Genomic DNA, 19,963 nt, shown 5'->3' with positions numbered 1-19,963 from the left:
ATTTTATTCTTCAAATCTTTTGATTTTGAAATATATGTTACATTATATTTCTTTACTATATTCTCTACTGCTTCTTGCAAACTTATCTCTTTTGCATTTAACATTGTTCCACTTAACATCATTGATGCTAAAACTGATATGAAAACTTTGTTTTTCATCTTCTAATCCTTTGTATTAATTTTGAGAATTTGTTTCTCTATATAGTAAGACGATTTAAATGAAAAAAATGGACAATTTTACAGAAAGAATTTTGAAATTTGTTAGTTGGAGTTACTTTTGGTAACAAATATCTGAATATTTCCTTTATAAGAAATTTTAAAATTTCTTATAAATATATGTAGTATTTGCTTTTTTATCTACTTTTATAGGATATATTTTTGTAATAGCAACCATAAATTTTTCCATATCATATATTGAAAAAGAACCACTAACATAATAGTTTTTTATATCTTTTTGTATTATCACATTTATATCTTGATATTTGTTAAATTCATTTATAGCTTTTTCCAAAGAGTAATCTTGAAAAAATAAAATCCCATCTTTCCAAGAAGCAATATTTCTTACATCTATATCTTTCAATACAACCTTACCACTTTGCTTATCAAACGATATATGCTTTCCTTTTGTTAAGATAGCTAATTCTTTAAATTCATTATTTTTATTGTGTTGAACTTTTACTTTTCCACTTATAACATCTACTGTTATTTGCTCTTTATCATTTTTGACTTCAAAATTTGTCCCTAAAACTTCAACTTTTATCATACTGGCATTTACTATAAAAGGTTTGTTGGGATTTGGTGCTACATCAAAGAAAGCTTTACCATCACTAATATTTACTTCTCTTTTATCATTGTGATATTTTATATCCAATTTTGTTTTTGCATCAACTACTACTTTTGAGCCATCTGGTAAAAATATCTCTTTTATTTCTTGATTTGTTGTATATGTATGCTTTATACCAAAATTCATATATTCATTTATAGCAAATAAACTTACAATTATCAAAGTAAAAGAGGCTGCAATTTTAAATAAATTTTCTTTTCTAAATCTTTTTCTATTTTTTATATCTTGATGAACTTTTTGTGATATATTTGATTTTATATCTTTTGGTAAAGATGAAAAAAGAGATTGAAGTTTTTCTACTTTTTCAAAAGCTTTTTTGTGTTCTATACTCTCTTCTATCCAAGTTTTAAACTCTAATTCTTGATTTCTTGTGAAACCATCCTTTTTACAGGTAAAAAAATAGGCTGCTTGTTCTTCTATACTTTCTATCATTTTAATTCCAATCTTTGTCTTCTATAAACTTTGTAATTTGTGTAGTTGCTCTTATAACATATTTTTGTACTGTATTTACATTTATATTCAACAAACTAGCAATCTGTTTTTTTTCCAATCCATCAACAAAGTGTAAAATAAAAACTTCTTTTAAATTTTTTGGTAAGATGTCTAATGCTTCTAAAAGCATATCATTTTTCTCTTTTTCCATCAAAATCTCATCTGGTTCATATTCTTTGGAGCAAAAAATCTTCTCTTCTTCATAATCTATAAAATCCTTATTTTTTTTATTCCTTGAATAATCAAAAGTCAAATTTCTAGCAACTTTGTATAAAAAAGCTCTTTGATGTTCAATATCCATCTCTTTTTGTTTTTCCAAGGTTTTTGCATAGGCTTCTTGTACTATTTCTAAAGCTAGTTCCTTATCTCCTGTCATTTTTTGGACAAATATAACTAATTCTTTGTAGTATCGTTGCATTTTTGTTTCTCTTGAATTTTTTAATGAAGATTATCAAAACTACTTTTAAGTGTAACTTATTTTGGATATAAATTTAATAGAATTATTGAATATATATTATTTTTTGACACCAAATCGACACTAAGAAAAATTTAATTGATTTGAAGATTATAAATAGCGAGTTCGATATTCTAATGGACCTGGTAGGAATAGAAAAACTATTAATATATAGCTTTAAATTGGTTATTTCTAATATATTAAAATATTTAAACGACCCGAATTACGACCCAATTTAAAATCTTGTATATAGATTTTAGAAGATATTTCACAAGATTGTGAAGCAAAATTTTAATAAATTAGATAGAAATAATATCAAAAAAAGGGTTAAAATAAAACCCTTATTTGACATAAATAATATTTATAATACATATTCCCACCTATCAAATTTACTAGCTATTTTTCTAATATCATCAATAACCAAAACAGTAACTATTTTGTAAACATCATCTTTTAAATACACTTTAATTTTCATTTTTCAACTCCTATATTTATATCTCTAAATTTATGTATTAACTGATACATATATTCAACATTTTCCTTTAACTCATCTACATCATCTAGTATTGATGAAGTTAAACTATGTAAAGCAAAAAATCCCTCTTTTTGGAATTTATGTTCACCCGTATTCCCGACAAGAAATAAGCTATCAAGTATAAAAATAAGCCCTTTTAATTTAGGCTCTATTTCCATTCCAATATCTTCATCATTTGCGATTTTTGAAAAATCCAGTTCTATTTTTTCCATTGTAAAATATAATCCTTTTGTTAGTCATATATAAATGACTTTATGTATAAGAAGTATAAAATTAATGACCTTAAGACAATCTTAACAAGTCATTTATTTATGACTTATTAGAATATTTATCATTTATTTATGATTATTTAGTATAATTTGATTATGAAAAATGTAACTTATAAAGAAATTTCAGAAGATTTAGGAAAAACAGAGGGTACTATAAAGAATTGGAGTAAATCACATCCAACACTTTTAAAGTATGTAAAAATTGGTGCTTTTTGCGAACATAATAATTTAGATATAGATAGAATAAAAAAACTAATAGAAATTTCAGACGCTATTAAAGAAGTTAATACAAAAAGTTAATAATTGAAAATGGTTTTAAATAAGTAGGTATATTATGGAAAAAGAAGAATTTAACGAATTACTAAAAAATGCAAATTTATCTAAAAAAGAATTTGCGAATATACTTGATATAAATCCAGGCTCTTTAAATAATTGGGGTAGTTCTCAAAATATACCTTATTGGGTTAAATCTTGGCTTGAAAATTATATAAAGGCTAAAGATATTGACAAAATAGCTACAACAGTAAAACCGTATATTAAAATAGATTAAGGGGGGGGTAATTTAGAATGAATATAAAATCAACACATAATGGTATTTTAAAGATTGGTGAAATAGACTTAAATGTAGCAGTTTTAGAAGATGGTACTAGGATAATAAGTACAAGTTCTATTCTAAAAGCATTTGGAAGAAGTCAAAGAGGTTGGTATAAGAATAGAGAAGAAAAACTATTATCTTTTTTAGAAGAAAGAATACCAAATAATGGACTAAAGCAGCTACCTATATTTTTAGACTCTAAAGCATTAATATCTGTAATGAAAGAAGAGTTAATTGAACTACTAACACCAATTGAATATTATGAAAAAGATACCATAAAAGATGGCTTTCGAGCAGAAATACTCCCAAAACTATGTGAATTATATTTGAATGCTAGAAGAGAAAATGTTTTAAATATACAGCAAAAACACTTAGCAGCACAATCTGAGATTTTATTGTCTTCATTAGCAATGCTTGGAATTACTGCATTAGTTGATGAAGCAACTGGCTATCAATATGATAGAGAAAGATTTGAATTACAAAAGATATTAAACGCATATATTTCTGATGAAATATTAAAGTGGCAACTTACTTTTACTGATGAATTTTATCGAGAAATGTTTAGATTATGGAAACTTCCTTTTATTCCAAAGAACATTAAAGTTAAACCCTCTTTTATTGGAGCTTTAACAATCAAATACGTTTATGACATTTTACCTAATGGAGTTGTTGAAAAAATAAGAGAAAAAACACCTAAAACAGAAAAAGGTAACTGGAAATATAAGTTTCATCAATCTTTAACTCCAGAAGTAGGAAGAGAACACTTAAAAAAACAAATAATTGAAACGACATTAATAATGAAAATGTCTAGAACTAAAGAAGAATTTATTAAAAAATTTAATGAAATGTACGGGAAAAATATTCAATTAGAATTAAACTTTGAAGATTAAATTATAGAAACTTAAGTAAAAAATATTTTGCCATTTTTGGAAAAGTAAAATAAACATAATGAAATAAATTTAAATTTGTAAATATATATTGAAATATGATAGAATGTATTTTAAATATAGAGGGTATTATTATGAAAGCAATGAATTTAGCATATTATATTATTAATAGATGTATAGAAAATGGAAATTATATTAGTAATTTACAGTTACAAAAAATATTGTATTTTGTAAATTTACTATATTTGAGTGATAATAAGGTCTTTTTATTAGAAGAAAATGAGAATTTTGAAGCTTGGCAACATGGACCAGTTATTCCAGAAATTTATAGAGAATTTTCTATAAATGGTGGAATGAAGATTTATCATAAAAAAGACATTCTAGATGCTTCTCTAAAAGATGAAAATGGTATTGAAATAGTGAATGATAAAATAGTTTTTATTAATAAAACTATTGATTATTTATCGAAAATTGACCCTTGGAAACTTGTAGAATATAGTCATTCAAATACAGGAGCTTGGTATCATACATATCATCATGGAAAAACTGTTATAAATAAGGAACTAATTAGACAAGAAGCTGGGGTATAAATATAAATGAATTCCCCTCAATCTAATTATAATGAGCTAAATAAAAAATTAGATGAATTTTTAACTAGTATAGCTAATATACAAGAAAAATCAATTAGTTTAGAGCCTATTAGTGATAATCTCACAAAAGATTTAAGAAGTGATATTTCTAATCATGTAGAACCAACTGATAATATTGCAAAGTATCAAGAAGCAATAGGGAAGTTAGAAGAAATTTATAAAGGTACAAATTATAGACATTCTTATTCAACCATAACTAAATATATAATTTCTCACAGAGAAAAATGTATATTTGACAAAGACCAAAAAATATTACATATAATAGCTTTTAATATAGAAAATATTTTTGCAACAATTGACAAACAAGATATATACAAAGATGAAGATGAATTTAAAAATAAAGTTTTTAAATTAAAAGACCATATAAATTTAGAAATATTGAGAATAAGAGATATATTTGATGCAGAAAATAAAACAAAAGCTGAATTAGAAGAAACAAAACTTGAATTAAATAATTTAAAAAAAGAATCTAAACAATTAAACGATAATATAGAAAAATCAGAAAATCAATTGAAAAATATGCAAAAAGAATATATAACTATTCTTGGCATTTTTGCTGCTATTGTTTTCTCTTTTGTTGCTGGACTAACTTTCTCAACTTCTGTACTATCAAACATAGATAAAAGTAGTATATATAGATTGGTTTTAATAATGTGTTTAATAGGGCTTTTTATAACAAATATACTTCACTATTTATATTCATTTGTAAGAGAAATACATTTTGGAATTTCAAATAAAGATAAAAATGTCTGTGTTAATATATGGGAGAATACTAAAGATAAGTTCTGCAATAGTTATATTTTTAAATTTAATATTTTTGTTGCTTGTATAATAGTATCTACTTTTCTTTGTTGGGTTTTTTTTGAAAACAATAAAAATGATTTGAGATCAAATACTAAAGAAATAAATTCAAATAATAAACTAGAATTGTATGCAACTGAACCATTAAATATATTAAGAAGTGAAGTTAAATAATCCAAACCTTAAACTAAAAAAACACTCTTTTTATGTGAATAAGTGCTATTTTTGATAAATATTTGATTGAAAATAGGCTTATTTATATGTGAATATCTATCTAACAAGTAATGAAGCCCTTAAAATGGTAATTTGTACTTTAAATTTTAGTATTGAAAATTATGCTTTTCAAAATAGAATGACTTGAATTGCTTAAGATGAAGCTAGATAACCTTAAACCAAAAAGATAGCTTCATATTTTTTAACTTTATGCTTTTTAGTCTTTTGCTTTTCATTGTAATTTATAGTTATCTTTGTATCTTTTAAAATATCATATTTTGATAATATCTCTTTTAAACCTTTTTCAAAATCTCTTTTAAGTATTTCATTCATCTTTTAACCTTATTTATTAAACTGTATCTTTTGGGCGTGTTCTTTTATTATCAAACGGCACTAATAATTTTATTATATCTTTAAACTCATATAGTGGTAATGCTAAGGCTTTTATGTTTGGTATGGATATAGTTGCTTCAATTCTGTATAACCTACCTTTTAAATCGTTCTTTTTAGCTTTATTATAGATACAAACTCTATCTAGCATTAAAATATTTGGATTATTAATATAATATGTATCGGTTTTTACTTTTTCACTTGTCAAATATTGTCTAACTCTAAAATTTTCTTTTAAATTATCAATATTTGGTTTTTGCTTCATATCAAAACATAAATCAATGCTAGTAATATTTTTTAGTATAGATAGTATTTCATCTATTTTCTGATGAGGTATAGGCTCTTTATGATATTGTTTTAGCCCAAATATTACCATAGTAGCTAATCTATATCGTGGCTTATCTTTATTGCTGTTATAATAAAAGATATTATAGTTTTCAAGTTGATAAACGCTTGTTACCTCATCATCAATAATCTTTTTTCTAAGTCCTGAAAATATGGTCCTATTACTTTTATTAATCTTTTTCCAATTTCCCAAAGCCTTTATTTTTGTAAGCTTATGTTGTTTTGAAAAATCTATTCTTATGGTGTCATAGCTTAATTTTAAATCATTACTATCGTTAAAGTCTTTTATGTAGTTTTCTAACTCTTTTAAAACTTTTGATTTAGTCATTAAATTTAAAACCAACTTTTGATAAATGCTCTTTTAAAATAAATTTGATTTCAAATTCATAAATTTCAATAATATCGTCTTTGTTATACTCATCATCACTTATACATTCACTCAAGCCCTTTGGAAGTTCTAAAAAGCTTTTTGATATTTCTTTGATTACTTGCTTTTGTTTCTCAAATATTTGTTTTTCTATATTACTTAATTCTTTTAAATCCTCTTTTAACTCATCACTTAACATTGACCAAAATTCTTTTAAAGCTTTTATTCGTGCTAGAAGTAAATCATTAAACTCTTTTAAGTTATTAGCTATATATTCAGCTTGTGTTATCATATCAGTATCATCATTGCTTAATTGCTGTTCTTTAATATTTATCTGATTTTTTAAAGCTTCAATTTCCATATTTAGTTTAATAGCCTTTTGCTTTTTATCTTCAACACTTAAAGGAATAGGGCTTGTATATATTTCCTTGCCTTTTTCATCTCGTGGAACTGTTGGCTTTCTAAATTGATTATTTTCATCTAAATAATTAAAGTCTTTTAATAGTTGCAAAGAACTATTTAAATCTAGCTTTCTATCTTTTCCAACTTCTAAAATACCTTTTTGTACTAGCTTTGATATATTTTGATGTACACAATTAGTTAAACGCCCTAACTCTCTTTGGCTTACTCTTTTACTATCATTCATTATTTACCTTTCAATTTGTCATATTAAAGATAATGTCTTCAAATTCTTTAATCCAACTGTGAGCCGTTGTTGTTCCTACATTCCAACGCTTAGCATTCTCACGGATTGATAGAAACTCTCCATTATCCGAACATACACAATAATCCATAAATGCTAATGACTTTTTATATTGTTTCTTTTCTTGTAAAGCTTTGATATATATCTCAACTTCACTATTGAATTTTATAAGTTCAATCATTGTTCAATTCCTTTTCATTTTTAATTTTTAAATCGTCCCATTTATTTTATTAAATGACCTATTTTATCGGTTATCAATGGAGTTTCAATCGTCCCATTTTAATTTTCAATTACTGTTCATTTGTAATGATAGTAAGTGATGTAAAGCTTTGATATATATCTCAACTTCACTATTGAATTTTATAAGTTCAATCATTTTTTAATATTGTATTAATGGCTAATTTAAACCATTATACTATTTTGGCTACCTTTTATATTTGGCTTAAACCCCGTATTAATCGGGGCACGCATTACCCTCATAGACTTCAAACCTTATGGAGTACCTTTTTTATATTTACTTCAAACCCAAATAAATTTATTATAAAAGACTATTACAAATCTTAATTATTTTGATAAAAATTCAAACTAATCTTATTCTAATATTTAGTTATTTTTATTAAAAAGTGCGACGATTAATAATAATAACTTTTAAGTTTCATTAAAGCAAAAAAGTTGCTACATTAAGACTTTCAATTCTTAAACCTATTTATGGGACACCAAACCAACACCGAAACAGTCGGATTGCTTAGGCATTTTTAAGATACCTTTTTTTACTTGTTACTTAGACTACCTTGATACATATTATAAGTGGTGTTTTTTTAAACCTTAAAGTGCTTTTAAACTTAATACTTACTTAACTTTGAAGCTTTTTTTATTACAAATAAAAAGTTATTTTTTCTATTTTTTACAATAGCTTTCAATTTCTTTTATAGCTTCACCACTTCCATAACAAACAAGGGCTTTATATCCTTGCTTATTCAATAGTTCTATCCATTGCTTTTGATGTTCTGATACATTACCACCTTTTAAACGCTTCATTTCAATAAATAGTCCGTGATAAATGTTTTTAGCAAGTGGTATCATTAAATCAGGAACACCTGGCTTTAATCCCTCTTGTTTTGATTTTATTCTAGCTGTAAAGCTTTTATAACTTCCATTTGGTATATGAAACACGGGTATTTTTTTCAATTCACAGTATTTTATAACTATGTTTTGCTCTTGGTGTTCTGTTGGTATTATCTTCATCATATAAGCTTAATGACTATTTTCTTGCTTTGGATTGTTTATAATGTATTCTAATCCAAACTCTCGATTAATTTCATCTATTGAGAATACTGTAACTCTACCACTTATTTTAATAGGCTTAATTTTTCCTTGTTTAGCATAAAGCCAAACCGTACTTAATCCAATTCCTAAATATAAAGCCACTTCTTTGGCTCTTAATAGTTTTTGAGTAATGTTCATATTTTGCCTTTTTACTTGTTACCTACAAATATAAAGGGCTTTAATCGATTAATGCAAATATCAATTTTGAATTAGATTTAATTGATATAATCTAACCGTCATTAGATTGTATTAGAATTATAAAATATCAAAAAAAGAATAGTAGGCTATTATCAAATTTTAGTTGATTATTTTTTTTTGCTTAATCACATCATTTGAACTATTAATTTTAATAAAATGCTTAATAGATATTTTTTTGATATATCAATAACTATTTTTTGATATATCACTTATATTCTTTGTGTATCGTGTTTAAGTCTATATTAATGTAAATATATTGTGTTTTGGAAGTTTTGGCATATATATATCGTATTCTAGCGAATACCCATTTATAATAATTTTTTTGTATTTCAAATCGGAAGTAAATCTCTCTTTTTTTATCAACTCTTTTATTACTATCTTTGTAATGCCTTTTGCTTCGGTAATAGACCTATTATAACTCTCGAAACTTCTTTCTATATAGCTTATTGCTACCGTAAAAATATTATTAAAGGTTGGTATATGATAAGATGTTTTAATATTGAAGTATTTTTCTAAATTACTATTTAATGTTTTTCTCTCTAAGTATTTATCAAATTGACTTTTTAAAAGTTCTGCTCTTTTTGATATTTTTAGATTTCCTTTGTTTTTCTCATAAGTATTGAGGTTATCAAATATACTAATTGTATTTTCTATCTGTTGTTTAAAATCTTTATAGTTAATAGAATTAGTTTTAATATTTTGAATTTCTGTTACAACACCATATAAATTTATATAAAGAATAACAATGTATTCTGTCCTTTCTTCACCAACTTCATAATATTTGCATAATTCAGATATTGTTACAACACCGTCTATTATATTATGTTTAAAAAAAGTTTTATTATGAGTTAATAATTTTAATATTTCCTTTTTTTTAGCACTACTACAAGAATTAATATTATTTCTTTCAAACAATAGAATTTCTCTTATCTCATTATAAATAAATTTATATTTTGGTAAATTATTCATATATAAACCCTTTTATATAATCACTCCAAAAATTCATTAAAGGCTTGAGTCTTTCAAAATAATCAGCTTTATGTGTATATGCTCTTACTGTATCACTTATTTCGTGGTGGTCTAACGCTTTCTCTTTTACTTCAAAGCTAAATCTATTATCTGTATCAAGAGTATCTATTAAACTTCTAAATGTACCTCTAAAACCGTGTGAAGTAATTTTTCTGTTATTTGCTTCATCATCAAACCCTAATAATTTTAAAGCTTTATTTGGGCTTTCTTTATTTATTGGACTTCTATTATCTCTACCTAAAAATATATATTCCTGGTGTTCTGTAAATGGCTTTTGGTCTTTTAATATATTGATTACCTCATCACTCAAAGGCATTTTAAAATCTTCTAAATTTAAATCTTTAACTTTCATTTCAAGGCGTGGAATAGTTAGGCTTTTAGCTTCAAAGTTAATATAATCCCATTTTAGATTACAAAGATTATCAGCCCTTAAAGGTATATGTAGAACTAATTTTAAAGCGTTTCTTGTAGAGTGGCTACCATTATAACGATAGATTGCATTTATTAACTCTTTTAATATTTTTTCATCTGTGATTTTTGGATAATGTCTTACTTTTTCGGGTTTCAAAATATCTCTTTTTCTTATATCCTGGATAATATTTCTTTCACAATATCCTTGCATAACTGAATATCTAAAAAGATTATCTAAATAATTAAATATTTTTGAAGCAACTTCACGGGCTTGTAGTTGTTTTGTATCTATTACCTTTATAATATCTTTTGGTTTAATATCTTTTATATGTGTATTCTTAAAAAATGGATAGATGTCTTTTTCAAATACTTTTATTTTATCTTTAAAAGTGCTTGGGGCTATTCTTTCTTTTTCTCGTGATAACCATTCACTAGCAACAGTTAAAAACATTCCATTTACATCTATATTTTGCTCTTGTTTATCTTCTTTAGTTTTAGTTATTGGGTCAATACCTTTAGCAATTAGGTTTAAAAACTCATCTCTTTTTATTCTTGCATTTTCTAAAGTTACAATAGGGTAGCTTTTAAATGTAGTTTTTCTACGACTTCCATTGTATGTATATCTAAACTCCCATATCTTATTACTATTGGGTTTTATAGCTATTCTAAGCCCTGCACCGTCATTTAAAAAATACTCTTTTTCTTTTGGTTTTGCTTGTTTTATTTGGATATCTTTTAATATATTTATTGAAGCCATATTTAAACCCTTTATTTATTCATATTTTCCCGTGGGAAATTTACGACCCAAATTGTCTTATAAACACTATTATATAGGCTCTTTAGTGATGAGGTAAAAGCTTAATAAAATGATAATACCTACTAAAGAATACTTTATAATTGGGTCGTAAATTCTTAAAATGTTTGGGTTTTTTTGCTTACGACCCAAACTAAGACCCAATTTATATTAGATTTAACTAGATTATTATAGATGAATATAGATTAATGATTGTTTATAAAGCTTGTATTTGTGGTATTTCTTAGATTAATTTAGATTGATTTAGATGATTAAATGGTACGCCTGGTAGGAGTCGAACCCACAACCCCTCGGGTCGAAACCGAGTATTCTATCCAGTTGAACTACAGACGCACTAAAAATTAGGATTGAAGTCTATCCTAATTTTACTTAAAATTTTAAAAGAAAATTTTATCCAAAACTATTAAAAATAAAAAAACTATTCCTAAATATCCATTAACAGTAAAAAAGGCTCTATCAATTTTTCTAAAGTCTTTTGAAACTAAATAGTGTTCATAAGATAACATCAAAGCACTTATTAATACAGCTAAATATGCAAAATATGAGCTTTGTGAATATATAACGAATAAAAGCCAAAAAATAACTGTTAAAAAGTGAAATAGCTTTGATAAATTCATAGTTTTTTCCACCCCAAAAATTGATGGAATTGAGTGAAGTCCTAGTTTTTTATCTACATCAATATCTTGTAAAGAGTAAAGCAAATCAAATCCAGCAACCCAAAACATAACTCCAGTACTCAACATAATAACCCAAAAAGGTATAGTTTCACTAACAGCAACTACTCCAGCAATAGGAGCTAATGCTAAAGATATTCCTAAAATAATATGAGCAAGATATGAAAATCTTTTAAAATATGAGTAAGAACCAATTATTATTAAAATTGGTACTGATAAAATCAAAGCCAAATTATTTACGAAATATGCAACAATTATAAAACCCAAAGCATTTGCAAAAGAGAATAAAAACATAGCTTTAGGAGTTATTCTTCCATCTACATTTGGACGATTTGAAGTTCTTGGGTTAAGAGCGTCAATATCTCTATCCATAAAACGGTTAAAGCCCATAGCAAAATTTCTAGCAGTAATTGCAGCTAAAATACCTAAAACAAAAAGTTTAAATCCAAACCAAGCAGAACCATTTATTTCATCAGAAGATACAACCATTGCTATAAAAATAAATGGCAATGCAAAAACAGAGTGTTGAAATACTACAAGTTCACTGAAATCTTTTATTTTTTTTATTATTTTTTCCATGGCAAAAATTTTATCTAAGATTAATTAAATTAAAGCTTTTTGGGTTATAATCAAAAAATCCCAAAAAAGAGTTATTATGAAAAACTATATGTTTATTATTTTTTTTGTTGCCTTTTTTTCTGCTTGTTCTACAAAGATTGATAGGTCAATAGAGCAATCAAATGTTAAAGATGTTTCAGAACTTATCTTACAACTAGCAGAACAAGAAAAAAAGATAAACGATATTATAAAAGAACTTGAACAATGTAATGCTACTAAAAAGAAAGAAGAATGAAAGAAATAGCAATCATTGGAACAACAGCTTCTGGAAAAACTTCTCTTTCACTTGAAATTGCTTCAAAAACAAACTCTATTATCTTATCTTTAGACTCTCTTTGCGTTTATAAAGAAATAGATATTGTTAGTGCAAAGCCCACAAAAAAGGAAATAGGGGATATTATACATTTTGGAATAGATGAAGTTTATCCAAATGAAAATTTTGATGTAGTTGAATTTTTAAACTTGTATAAAAAAGCTAAAAAATTTGCAATAGATAACGACAAAAACCTTATCATTGTGGGTGGAACTGGATTTTATCTAAAAACTTTAATTGATGGAATTAGTATAGGAGTTGATTTAAAAGAAACTTTTGATATCAATATAGAAGAAACTTATGATTTTCTTTATAATTTAGACAAAGAGTATATGCAAAAAATAGAAAAGAATGATAAATATAGAGTTGAAAAGGCTTATGCTATATACAAACAAACTAGTTTAACACCAACACAGTTTTTCTTACAAAATCCCAAAAACCCACTATCAGCAAATTTAAAAATATTTGAAATTTTATGGGAAAAAGAAGAACTTCAAAATAGAATAAGTCTAAGAACAAAGCAGATGATAAAAGCTGGGCTAATAGATGAAATAATATATTTAGAAAAAAAATATAATAGAAGTCCAAATTGTATGACAAGTATTGGTATAATTGAAACTTTACAGTTTTTGGATGGAAAAATTTCAAAGCAAGAATTAGAAGAAAAAATCATCTTAAATACTATGAAATTAGCAAAAAGACAAAATACTTTTAATAAAGGACAATTTGAAAATAAAACTTCAAATATAATTTCTAGCTTAAATTCAGAGATTGTTAAGTATTTTTCGATATAATCGCAAGTTCAAAGTTTGATAAAGGACTTGCAAAGACTCGCTCTTTTATCATTCGCTAATTTTTAAAAGGAAAATGGAATGAAAAAAGATATTCATCCAGATTACAAAGTATGTCAAGTTTCTTGTGCATGCGGAAATAGTTTTGAGACAAAATCAAATGTTGAAGCTTTAAGAGTTGATATTTGTTCATCTTGTCACCCATTCTTCACAGGAGAGCAAAAACTTGTTGATGCTGCTGGAAGAGTTGAGAAATTCAAAGCTAAATATAATATGGCAAAATAGTACAATCTTATGTTGTGCTTAGTTCCAACACCAATAGGAAATTTGGAAGATATTTCCCAAAGGTCTTTAAAAGTCCTATTGGAAGCGGAACTAATTTTTTGTGAAGATACAAGAGTTACAAAAAAACTTCTAAATCTTTTAGGAGAGAGAAATAACTTAGATTTTTCAAACAAAGATTTCAAATCTTTTCACTCTCACAATGAAAATCAAATTTTACAAAGTTTAGATAAAAATACTTTTTCTAAAAATGTTGTTTATGTAAGTGATGCAGGAATGCCATGTATTAGTGATCCTGGTGCAACGTTGGTAGATTTTTGTATAAAAAATGATATTCCTTATGATGTACTTCCAGGAGCAAATGCAGTTTTAACAGCTTTTGCTATGAGTGGGTTTAAAAATACAGAATTTACTTTTTATGGTTTTTTAGATCATAAAGGTGCAAGTAGAAATGCAAAACTTGAAGAGATTTTAAGTAGCAATAAATTGGGTATTTTATACGAATCTCCACACAGACTTTTAAAACTTCTTGAAGAGTTAAAAAACAAAGATGAAGATAGAACAATATTTTTAGCAAAAGAGATATCAAAACTTCATCAAAAAACTTATAAAGATAGTGCAAAAAATCTTTATGAACTTTTTTTGAACATTGATATAAAAGGTGAGTGGGTTGTTGTGATTGAAGCAAAAGAACAAATTGGTTTCAATCTTGAATTAGATGATATTATGCCTTTAGACATAGCTCCAAAAGTAAAAGCAAAACTTATTGCAAAGCTTACAGGTGCTAGTGTAAAAGAGGTTTATCAAGAATTATTGGATAAAATCGAAAAATGATAATATACGGAAAACAGATAGTTTTATATGTGCTAGACAAACACCCAAATTTAGTAGAAGAGGTTTTTTTATCAAAAGAAGTTGATGGTAAATTATTCTCAAGATTTGTTAAATTGGGTAAAAAAATTCATAGAGTTGATAATCAAAAAGCTCAAGCTTTAGCAAAAGGTGGAAATCATCAAGGGCTTATTTTAAAGCTTAGTGAATATGAATATACTTCATTGAAAGAGATAAAAAATATGAATTTTATCTTAGTTTTAGATGGAGTTACAGATGTTGGGAATATTGGTGCTATAAGTAGAACTGCTTACTCTTTAGGTGTTCAAGGACTTATAGCTTCAAATATAAAAACAGTAAATAATTCTGGAACAGTAAGAACAAGTGCTGGGGCATTACTTGATTTACCATTTTGTATTCATCCAAGAAGTGTAGATTTGGCAAGTGAACTAATAGATGCTGGATTTACTTTAATTGGTGCAACAATGGATGGAATTGATCTTAAAAAATATGGAAAAATAGAAAGTAAAGATAAAGTTGCTCTATTTTTAGGTAGTGAAGGAGAAGGTATTTCTCCAAAAGTTGCTAAAAAACTAGATTTAAAAGTATCTATAAATATGGACCATGAGTTTGATTCATTGAATGTGTCAGTAGCAGCTGGAATATTAATATACAATTTAAAAAAATAAATAATGGAGAGTATTATGAAAAAGATATTATTAAGTATTGCTTTATGTATAGGTTTAAATGCAGACATTAACCAAGCAGTACAAGGAATAGTAGGTAATTCAGAATATAATACTCATAGAAATTTAATAAATCACGTTTTCAAAAATGAAAGTAATTTTTATACAAATGGAAGCCTAGATTATACAAAAGTATCTCAAGCACTCCAAGGAAATAATCTTTTAAAATTAAATCTAGGATCTACACAAACTATTGATGTTACATTTATCTTCAATTCAAATCCTAAAATTTCGTTTAGAAATATAAATGATATTTTAAAAGCTATTGGACAACAAAATTTTATAACTACAAATCAAGTTTCATTAGATAATCAACTAAAATGGAGTATAAAAGTACAAACAGCAGCCGCCATAAACCCTCTCAGATTATCTCAAGAATTACAAAATACCAATAGTAAAATCGTAGATATAAAAAGAGAGGGCAATAATAAATGGAGTTACTATATAGACTCTAGTAAATCTTCAATCTATAAAGCTGAAGATTTAGTGACGAAGGCTTCAACAACGCTAAGAAAGCCTATAAAACCATACATTATTGAAATAGCAAATACAGATAAATTAGCTATAAGTTCAAATAACGGAAGTAATTGGTATCCAAGTATTACTTTTTATGATAATGATTTTGGTGTAATTGAAGTTTTTGAAGATAGTACTTTGCATAAAAACCTAAAAGTTGATGTGCCAAATAATACACGATTTATAAAAATTGATGATTTTTATGCCCTAACAAATATAAAAAATGGGCTTACAGTTACTAAGGAGTAATGAAATGTTTCCAGAAATTGAATTTGAACGAATGAAAAGACTTCCAAACTATGTATTTGCAGAAGTAAATGCTATAAAAATGGAAGCAAGAAGAGCAGGTATAGATGTAATAGATTTTTCTATGGGGAATCCTGATGGTCCTACACCAAAACATATAGTTGATAAATTAAAAGATGCTTCAACAAAACCAAAAAACTATGGATATAGTGCAAGTATTGGTATATATAAATTAAGACTTGCTATTTGTAATTGGTATAAGAGAAAATATAATGTTGATTTTTTAGACCCAGATAAACACGCTTGTGCAACAATGGGTTCAAAAGAGGGTTATGTTCATTTAGTTCAAGCAATAGTAAATGTTGGAGATGTAGCTGTTGTTCCAGATCCAACTTATCCAATTCACTCTTATGCGTTTATGCTAAATGGTGCAGCAATTCATAAATTTGAGTTGGTATTTGACAATGAGTTTAAAGTAGATGAAGAACTTTTCTTTAAAAACTTGCAAAAAACAATAGATGAATCAATTCCAAGAGTAAAATATGTAGTTGTAAACTTTCCACATAATCCAAGTTGTGCAACTGTAACACCAGAGTTTTACACAAAATTAGTAAATATGGCAAAAAAAGAGAGATTTTATATAATCTCTGATATTGCTTATGCTGATATTACTTTTGATGGATATAAAACTCCATCTATTTTCCAAGCTGAAGGTGCTTTAGATGTTGCTGTTGAATGTTTTACTTTAAGTAAATCATACAATATGGCTGGTTGGAGAGTAGGTTTTATAGTTGGAAATGAAAAATTAGTTGGTGCATTAAAAAGAATTAAATCATGGCTTGATTATGGAATGTTTGCTCCAATTCAAATAGCAGCAACTGTTGCTTTAGATGGTCCACAAGATTGTGTAGATGAAATAGTTTCTAAATATGAAAAAAGAAGAGATGTTATGCTTAAAACATTTGCCGAAGCTGGTTGGATTATGGATAAACCAAATGCTTCAATGTTTATTTGGGCAAAAATACCACAAAAAGCTCAACATTTAGGAAGTTTAGAGTTCTCTAAACAGCTTTTAAGAGAAGCACAAGTTGCTGTAAGTCCTGGTATTGGTTTTGGACATTATGGTGACCAATATGTAAGAATTGCTCTAATTGAAAATGAAAAAAGAATTAGACAAGCTGCAAAAAATATAAAGAAATATTTAAAAACATTAGAATAGGAAATAAATATGTTAAAAGTTGGAATTATTGGAGTTGGAACAGTTGGAACTAGTGTTGCAAATATTTTAATAGATAATAAAAATATTATAACAGCACGGGCTGGAGTTGAGATTGTTCCAACTATTGGAGTAGTTTCAAACTTAGACAAAAAAAGAGATGTGAGTATCAAACTAACTACAAATCCTGATGAAGTGTTAAATGATGAATCAATCGATATTGTAGTTGAATTGATGGGTGGAATTGAAAAGCCTTATGAAATTGTAAAAAAAGCTTTAGAAAATGGAAAAGCAGTAGTTACTGCAAATAAAGCTTTACTAGCTTATCATAGATATGAACTTCAAGAGTTGGCTAGTGACACACCTTTTGAATTTGAAGCAGCAGTTGCTGGTGGAATTCCAATAATAAATGCTTTAAGAGATGGTTTAAGTGCAAATCATATCCAATCTATTCAAGGTATTATGAATGGAACTTGTAACTTTATGCTTACAAAAATGATAAATGAAGGTGCAAGTTATGATGATATTTTAAAAGAAGCTCAAGATTTAGGTTATGCTGAAGCTGATCCTACTTTTGATGTTGGAGGATTTGATACTGCTCATAAACTATTAATTCTTGGTTCTATTGCTTATGGTTTGGATATAAAACCTGAAGATATTTTAATTGAAGGTATTCAAAATATAAAACAAACTGATATAGAGTTTGCAAAAGAGTTTGAATACAATATCAAGCTTTTAGGAATTGCTAAAAAAGTAGAAAATCAAATTGAGTTAAGAGTTCATCCTGTTTTAATACCTCAAGAAAAAATGATAGCAAAAGTTGATGGTGTTATGAATGGTGTTTCTGTTGTTGGAGATAAAGTTGGTGAAACTATGTTTTATGGAGCTGGAGCTGGTGGAGATGCAACAGCAAGTGCTGTTATAGCAAATATTATAGATATTGCACGAAAAGGTAAAGGTTCTCCTATGCTTGGATTTGAAAAACAAGTAGGAATAAGACCAACTTTAATGCCAAAAGATGAGATAAAAACAAAATACTACTTAAGACTTGAAGTTGCAGACAAATCTGGAACTTTAGCTAAAATTGCAAAAGTTTTTGGGGACAATGATATATCTATTGAAAATATGATGCAAAAAGCTAAAAAAGATGAAAAAGCGAACTTACTTCTTACAACTCATACTTGTATTGAGAAAGATATTCTAAAAGCTATAAAAGAACTTGAAAACTCTGGTGTAGTTCTTAAAAAACCAGCTATGATAAGAATAGAAGATTAAATCTTCTACTCTTTTTCGTATAAATACTCCAAAAGTGCAGTATCTTTAAAAAATTGATATTTTTTAATCAAATTATCTTCAATATCTATCAAAGCCATAAAATCTGTTTCGTAAATCTCTTTATTTTTTAATATTTCATATTTTAGGTAACCTTTTACAAATACACTATTTTTATTTTCTCCAATACTTTGGATTTTAAAATCTAAAGTTTTGTAGTATTCATTTAAATGAGTAAAAAACTCTAATAACTCTTTTTTATTACTATATTTTCCATATAGCTCTGGCAAAGTTGGGCTAGTTTCTTTTACAGCTAAATACTGTATATTTTCATCAACTAAAGATAAAGCTTGATTTATATCTTTTTTTCCTAAAGCTTTATAAAAACCACTTACAAGCTCTTTTTTATCCTTAGATATTTTTGAATTTATAAAATTTTTTGTAGAAATATTTGTTCCAAAATGATGAACAATATTTTTTATAAAAAACTCTTTTTCTTCTTTTGTAAAACTACTTGTTGCATCATCTATCACAATAGAGTTATATCCTTTATCGTGAGCTTCTCTAAAAGTTGATTCAACACAAACATTTGTTGCAAATCCTGTCATATACAATGTTTTTATGCCATTATTTCTTAAAATTGAATCTAAATTTGAACCAGCAAAACCACTAGCACCCAATCTTCCACTTACTACAAATTCATTTTCTTTTGGGGCAAAATCTTTATGAAAATCTTTGTTTTTCCCTTGCCAAGTCTTAACTTGTGGAATAACTGCTCTTAATCCATATTGCCCATTTCCAAACTCTTTATAGTCATCACTTAAAATCAAAGGTATATGAACAACTTTCATACCTATTTTTCTTGCAAATTCTAAAACAATTTTTGAGTTTTTGATAGAATCTTCAAACTGCTTTTTATCTTTCATAAGCTTGTAAAGTTTAGAATTTTCATCTAGCCACTCATTTTGGTACTCGATTAGCACCAATGCAGAATCTGATATATCAATCTCTTCCATTTTTATATCCTTTGAATAAAGATTTAACACTAAAAATAGTGTTATCAAAAATATTTTTGTCATATTATCTTCCTTTTTTGTAGATTAGCTACAATTAATGTATAGAATTATCAAACAAGT

General features: G+C 26.3%; 26 protein-coding genes and 1 tRNA gene. 13 read left to right on the top strand and 14 right to left on the bottom strand.

Going from position 1 to position 19,963, the window contains the following annotated elements; all coding sequences use genetic code 11:
* Nucleotides 1-315: 315 nt before the first annotated feature.
* From CRU91_RS07575 to CRU91_RS07565, 3 genes are all read right to left on the bottom strand, one after another.
* Nucleotides 316-1,275 (bottom strand): FecR family protein, encoded by a 960-nt coding sequence (locus CRU91_RS07575; RefSeq protein ID WP_113894619.1) that lies wholly within the window; start codon nt 1,273-1,275, stop codon nt 316-318.
* 1 nt (nt 1,276) lies between these two features.
* Nucleotides 1,277-1,753 carry an RNA polymerase sigma factor gene (locus CRU91_RS07570; RefSeq protein ID WP_113894618.1) on the bottom strand — a complete coding sequence of 159 codons (477 nt, stop codon included), beginning with the start codon at nt 1,751-1,753 and terminating at the stop codon, nt 1,277-1,279.
* 507 nt (nt 1,754-2,260) lie between these two features.
* Complete coding sequence (locus tag CRU91_RS07565) at nt 2,261-2,536, bottom strand: hypothetical protein (RefSeq protein ID WP_113894617.1); 276 nt, start codon at nt 2,534-2,536, stop codon at nt 2,261-2,263.
* Between the two features lie 153 nt (nt 2,537-2,689).
* On the opposite strand from CRU91_RS07565, the gene CRU91_RS07560 reads away from it, so the two are divergent.
* The 5 genes from CRU91_RS07560 to CRU91_RS07540 all read left to right on the top strand — a co-directional run bounded on the left by CRU91_RS07560 (nt 2,690) and on the right by CRU91_RS07540 (nt 5,700).
* Nucleotides 2,690-2,893 carry an RNA polymerase sigma factor sigma-70 region 4 domain-containing protein gene (locus CRU91_RS07560; protein ID WP_113894616.1) on the top strand — a complete coding sequence of 68 codons (204 nt, stop codon included), beginning with the start codon at nt 2,690-2,692 and terminating at the stop codon, nt 2,891-2,893.
* A 34-nt stretch (nt 2,894-2,927) separates the two neighbouring features.
* Complete coding sequence (locus CRU91_RS07555) at nt 2,928-3,143, top strand: helix-turn-helix domain-containing protein (protein WP_113894615.1); 216 nt, start codon at nt 2,928-2,930, stop codon at nt 3,141-3,143.
* A gap of 17 nt (nt 3,144-3,160) precedes the next feature.
* A complete protein-coding gene (locus tag CRU91_RS07550) occupies nt 3,161-4,078 on the top strand; it encodes a P63C domain-containing protein (RefSeq protein WP_222718422.1) in 918 nt (305 codons plus the stop codon).
* 131 nt (nt 4,079-4,209) lie between these two features.
* Complete coding sequence (locus CRU91_RS07545; protein WP_222718421.1) at nt 4,210-4,665, top strand: Panacea domain-containing protein; 456 nt, start codon at nt 4,210-4,212, stop codon at nt 4,663-4,665.
* Between the two features lie 6 nt (nt 4,666-4,671).
* Entirely contained in the window at nt 4,672-5,700 is a 1,029-nt protein-coding gene (locus CRU91_RS07540; protein ID WP_113894613.1) for a hypothetical protein, read from the top strand.
* A 213-nt stretch (nt 5,701-5,913) separates the two neighbouring features.
* On the opposite strand, the gene CRU91_RS12240 is transcribed toward CRU91_RS07540, so the two are convergent.
* The 10 genes from CRU91_RS12240 to mqnP form a co-directional block, all read right to left on the bottom strand.
* On the bottom strand, nt 5,914-6,072 hold the full coding sequence (locus CRU91_RS12240; RefSeq protein WP_222718420.1) for a hypothetical protein: 159 nt from the start codon (nt 6,070-6,072) through the stop codon (nt 5,914-5,916).
* A gap of 16 nt (nt 6,073-6,088) precedes the next feature.
* Nucleotides 6,089-6,802, bottom strand: a complete 714-nt coding sequence (locus tag CRU91_RS07535) for a hypothetical protein (RefSeq protein ID WP_146951604.1) — start codon at nt 6,800-6,802, stop codon at nt 6,089-6,091.
* On the bottom strand, nt 6,795-7,487 hold the full coding sequence (locus tag CRU91_RS07530; protein WP_113894611.1) for a hypothetical protein: 693 nt from the start codon (nt 7,485-7,487) through the stop codon (nt 6,795-6,797). Before CRU91_RS07530 ends, CRU91_RS07535 begins: the two co-directional genes overlap by 8 nt.
* A gap of 10 nt (nt 7,488-7,497) precedes the next feature.
* A complete protein-coding gene (locus tag CRU91_RS07525; protein WP_113894610.1) occupies nt 7,498-7,725 on the bottom strand; it encodes a hypothetical protein in 228 nt (75 codons plus the stop codon).
* A gap of 716 nt (nt 7,726-8,441) precedes the next feature.
* Nucleotides 8,442-8,789 carry a VRR-NUC domain-containing protein gene (locus CRU91_RS07520; protein ID WP_222718419.1) on the bottom strand — a complete coding sequence of 116 codons (348 nt, stop codon included), beginning with the start codon at nt 8,787-8,789 and terminating at the stop codon, nt 8,442-8,444.
* 9 nt (nt 8,790-8,798) lie between these two features.
* Nucleotides 8,799-9,008, bottom strand: a complete 210-nt coding sequence (locus tag CRU91_RS07515; protein ID WP_113894608.1) for a helix-turn-helix transcriptional regulator — start codon at nt 9,006-9,008, stop codon at nt 8,799-8,801.
* 297 nt (nt 9,009-9,305) lie between these two features.
* Nucleotides 9,306-10,037: a hypothetical protein gene (locus tag CRU91_RS07510; protein ID WP_113894607.1), complete on the bottom strand. Its 732-nt coding sequence runs from the start codon at nt 10,035-10,037 to the stop codon at nt 9,306-9,308.
* A complete protein-coding gene (locus tag CRU91_RS07505; protein ID WP_113894606.1) occupies nt 10,030-11,265 on the bottom strand; it encodes a tyrosine-type recombinase/integrase in 1,236 nt (411 codons plus the stop codon). The genes CRU91_RS07510 and CRU91_RS07505 overlap by 8 nt, the downstream gene beginning before the upstream one ends.
* A 313-nt stretch (nt 11,266-11,578) precedes the next feature.
* A tRNA-Arg gene (locus CRU91_RS07500) sits at nt 11,579-11,655 on the bottom strand.
* A 44-nt stretch (nt 11,656-11,699) separates the two neighbouring features.
* Nucleotides 11,700-12,575 (bottom strand): menaquinone biosynthesis prenyltransferase MqnP, encoded by an 876-nt coding sequence (gene mqnP, locus CRU91_RS07495; protein WP_113894605.1) that lies wholly within the window; start codon nt 12,573-12,575, stop codon nt 11,700-11,702.
* A 76-nt stretch (nt 12,576-12,651) separates the two neighbouring features.
* Here mqnP and CRU91_RS07490 point away from each other — a divergent pair, with 76 nt between their 5' ends.
* From CRU91_RS07490 to CRU91_RS07455, 8 genes are all read left to right on the top strand, one after another.
* Nucleotides 12,652-12,849: a hypothetical protein gene (locus CRU91_RS07490; protein WP_113894604.1), complete on the top strand. Its 198-nt coding sequence runs from the start codon at nt 12,652-12,654 to the stop codon at nt 12,847-12,849.
* Nucleotides 12,846-13,721 (top strand): tRNA (adenosine(37)-N6)-dimethylallyltransferase MiaA, encoded by an 876-nt coding sequence (miaA, locus tag CRU91_RS07485; protein ID WP_113894603.1) that lies wholly within the window; start codon nt 12,846-12,848, stop codon nt 13,719-13,721. Before CRU91_RS07490 ends, miaA begins: the two co-directional genes overlap by 4 nt.
* 78 nt (nt 13,722-13,799) lie before the next feature.
* Entirely contained in the window at nt 13,800-14,003 is a 204-nt protein-coding gene (gene rpmE, locus CRU91_RS07480; protein WP_113894602.1) for a 50S ribosomal protein L31, read from the top strand.
* Between the two features lie 9 nt (nt 14,004-14,012).
* The gene (gene rsmI, locus CRU91_RS07475; protein WP_113894601.1) at nt 14,013-14,834 is read left to right on the top strand and encodes a 16S rRNA (cytidine(1402)-2'-O)-methyltransferase; all 822 of its coding nucleotides are present in this window, start codon (nt 14,013-14,015) and stop codon (nt 14,832-14,834) included.
* A complete protein-coding gene (rlmB, locus tag CRU91_RS07470) occupies nt 14,831-15,520 on the top strand; it encodes a 23S rRNA (guanosine(2251)-2'-O)-methyltransferase RlmB (protein WP_113894600.1) in 690 nt (229 codons plus the stop codon). The genes rsmI and rlmB overlap by 4 nt, the downstream gene beginning before the upstream one ends.
* Before the next feature lie 15 nt (nt 15,521-15,535).
* Nucleotides 15,536-16,342 (top strand): hypothetical protein, encoded by an 807-nt coding sequence (locus tag CRU91_RS07465; RefSeq protein ID WP_222718418.1) that lies wholly within the window; start codon nt 15,536-15,538, stop codon nt 16,340-16,342.
* 4 nt (nt 16,343-16,346) lie between these two features.
* Nucleotides 16,347-17,558 carry an LL-diaminopimelate aminotransferase gene (locus CRU91_RS07460; protein WP_113894599.1) on the top strand — a complete coding sequence of 404 codons (1,212 nt, stop codon included), beginning with the start codon at nt 16,347-16,349 and terminating at the stop codon, nt 17,556-17,558.
* Nucleotides 17,559-17,567: 9 nt separating this feature from the next.
* On the top strand, nt 17,568-18,830 hold the full coding sequence (locus CRU91_RS07455) for a homoserine dehydrogenase (protein ID WP_113894598.1): 1,263 nt from the start codon (nt 17,568-17,570) through the stop codon (nt 18,828-18,830).
* A gap of 5 nt (nt 18,831-18,835) precedes the next feature.
* Here the strand turns inward: CRU91_RS07455 and CRU91_RS07450 are convergent, their stop codons facing one another.
* Nucleotides 18,836-19,906 (bottom strand): isochorismatase family protein, encoded by a 1,071-nt coding sequence (locus CRU91_RS07450; protein WP_113894597.1) that lies wholly within the window; start codon nt 19,904-19,906, stop codon nt 18,836-18,838.
* Nucleotides 19,907-19,963: the final 57 nt, after the last annotated feature.

Source organism: Aliarcobacter vitoriensis (genome assembly GCF_003316695.1).
Taxonomy (GTDB): domain Bacteria; phylum Campylobacterota; class Campylobacteria; order Campylobacterales; family Arcobacteraceae; genus Aliarcobacter; species Aliarcobacter vitoriensis.
The sequence above is the reverse complement of the archived record's forward strand: the minus strand, read 5'-3'. Positions and strand labels throughout refer to the sequence as shown.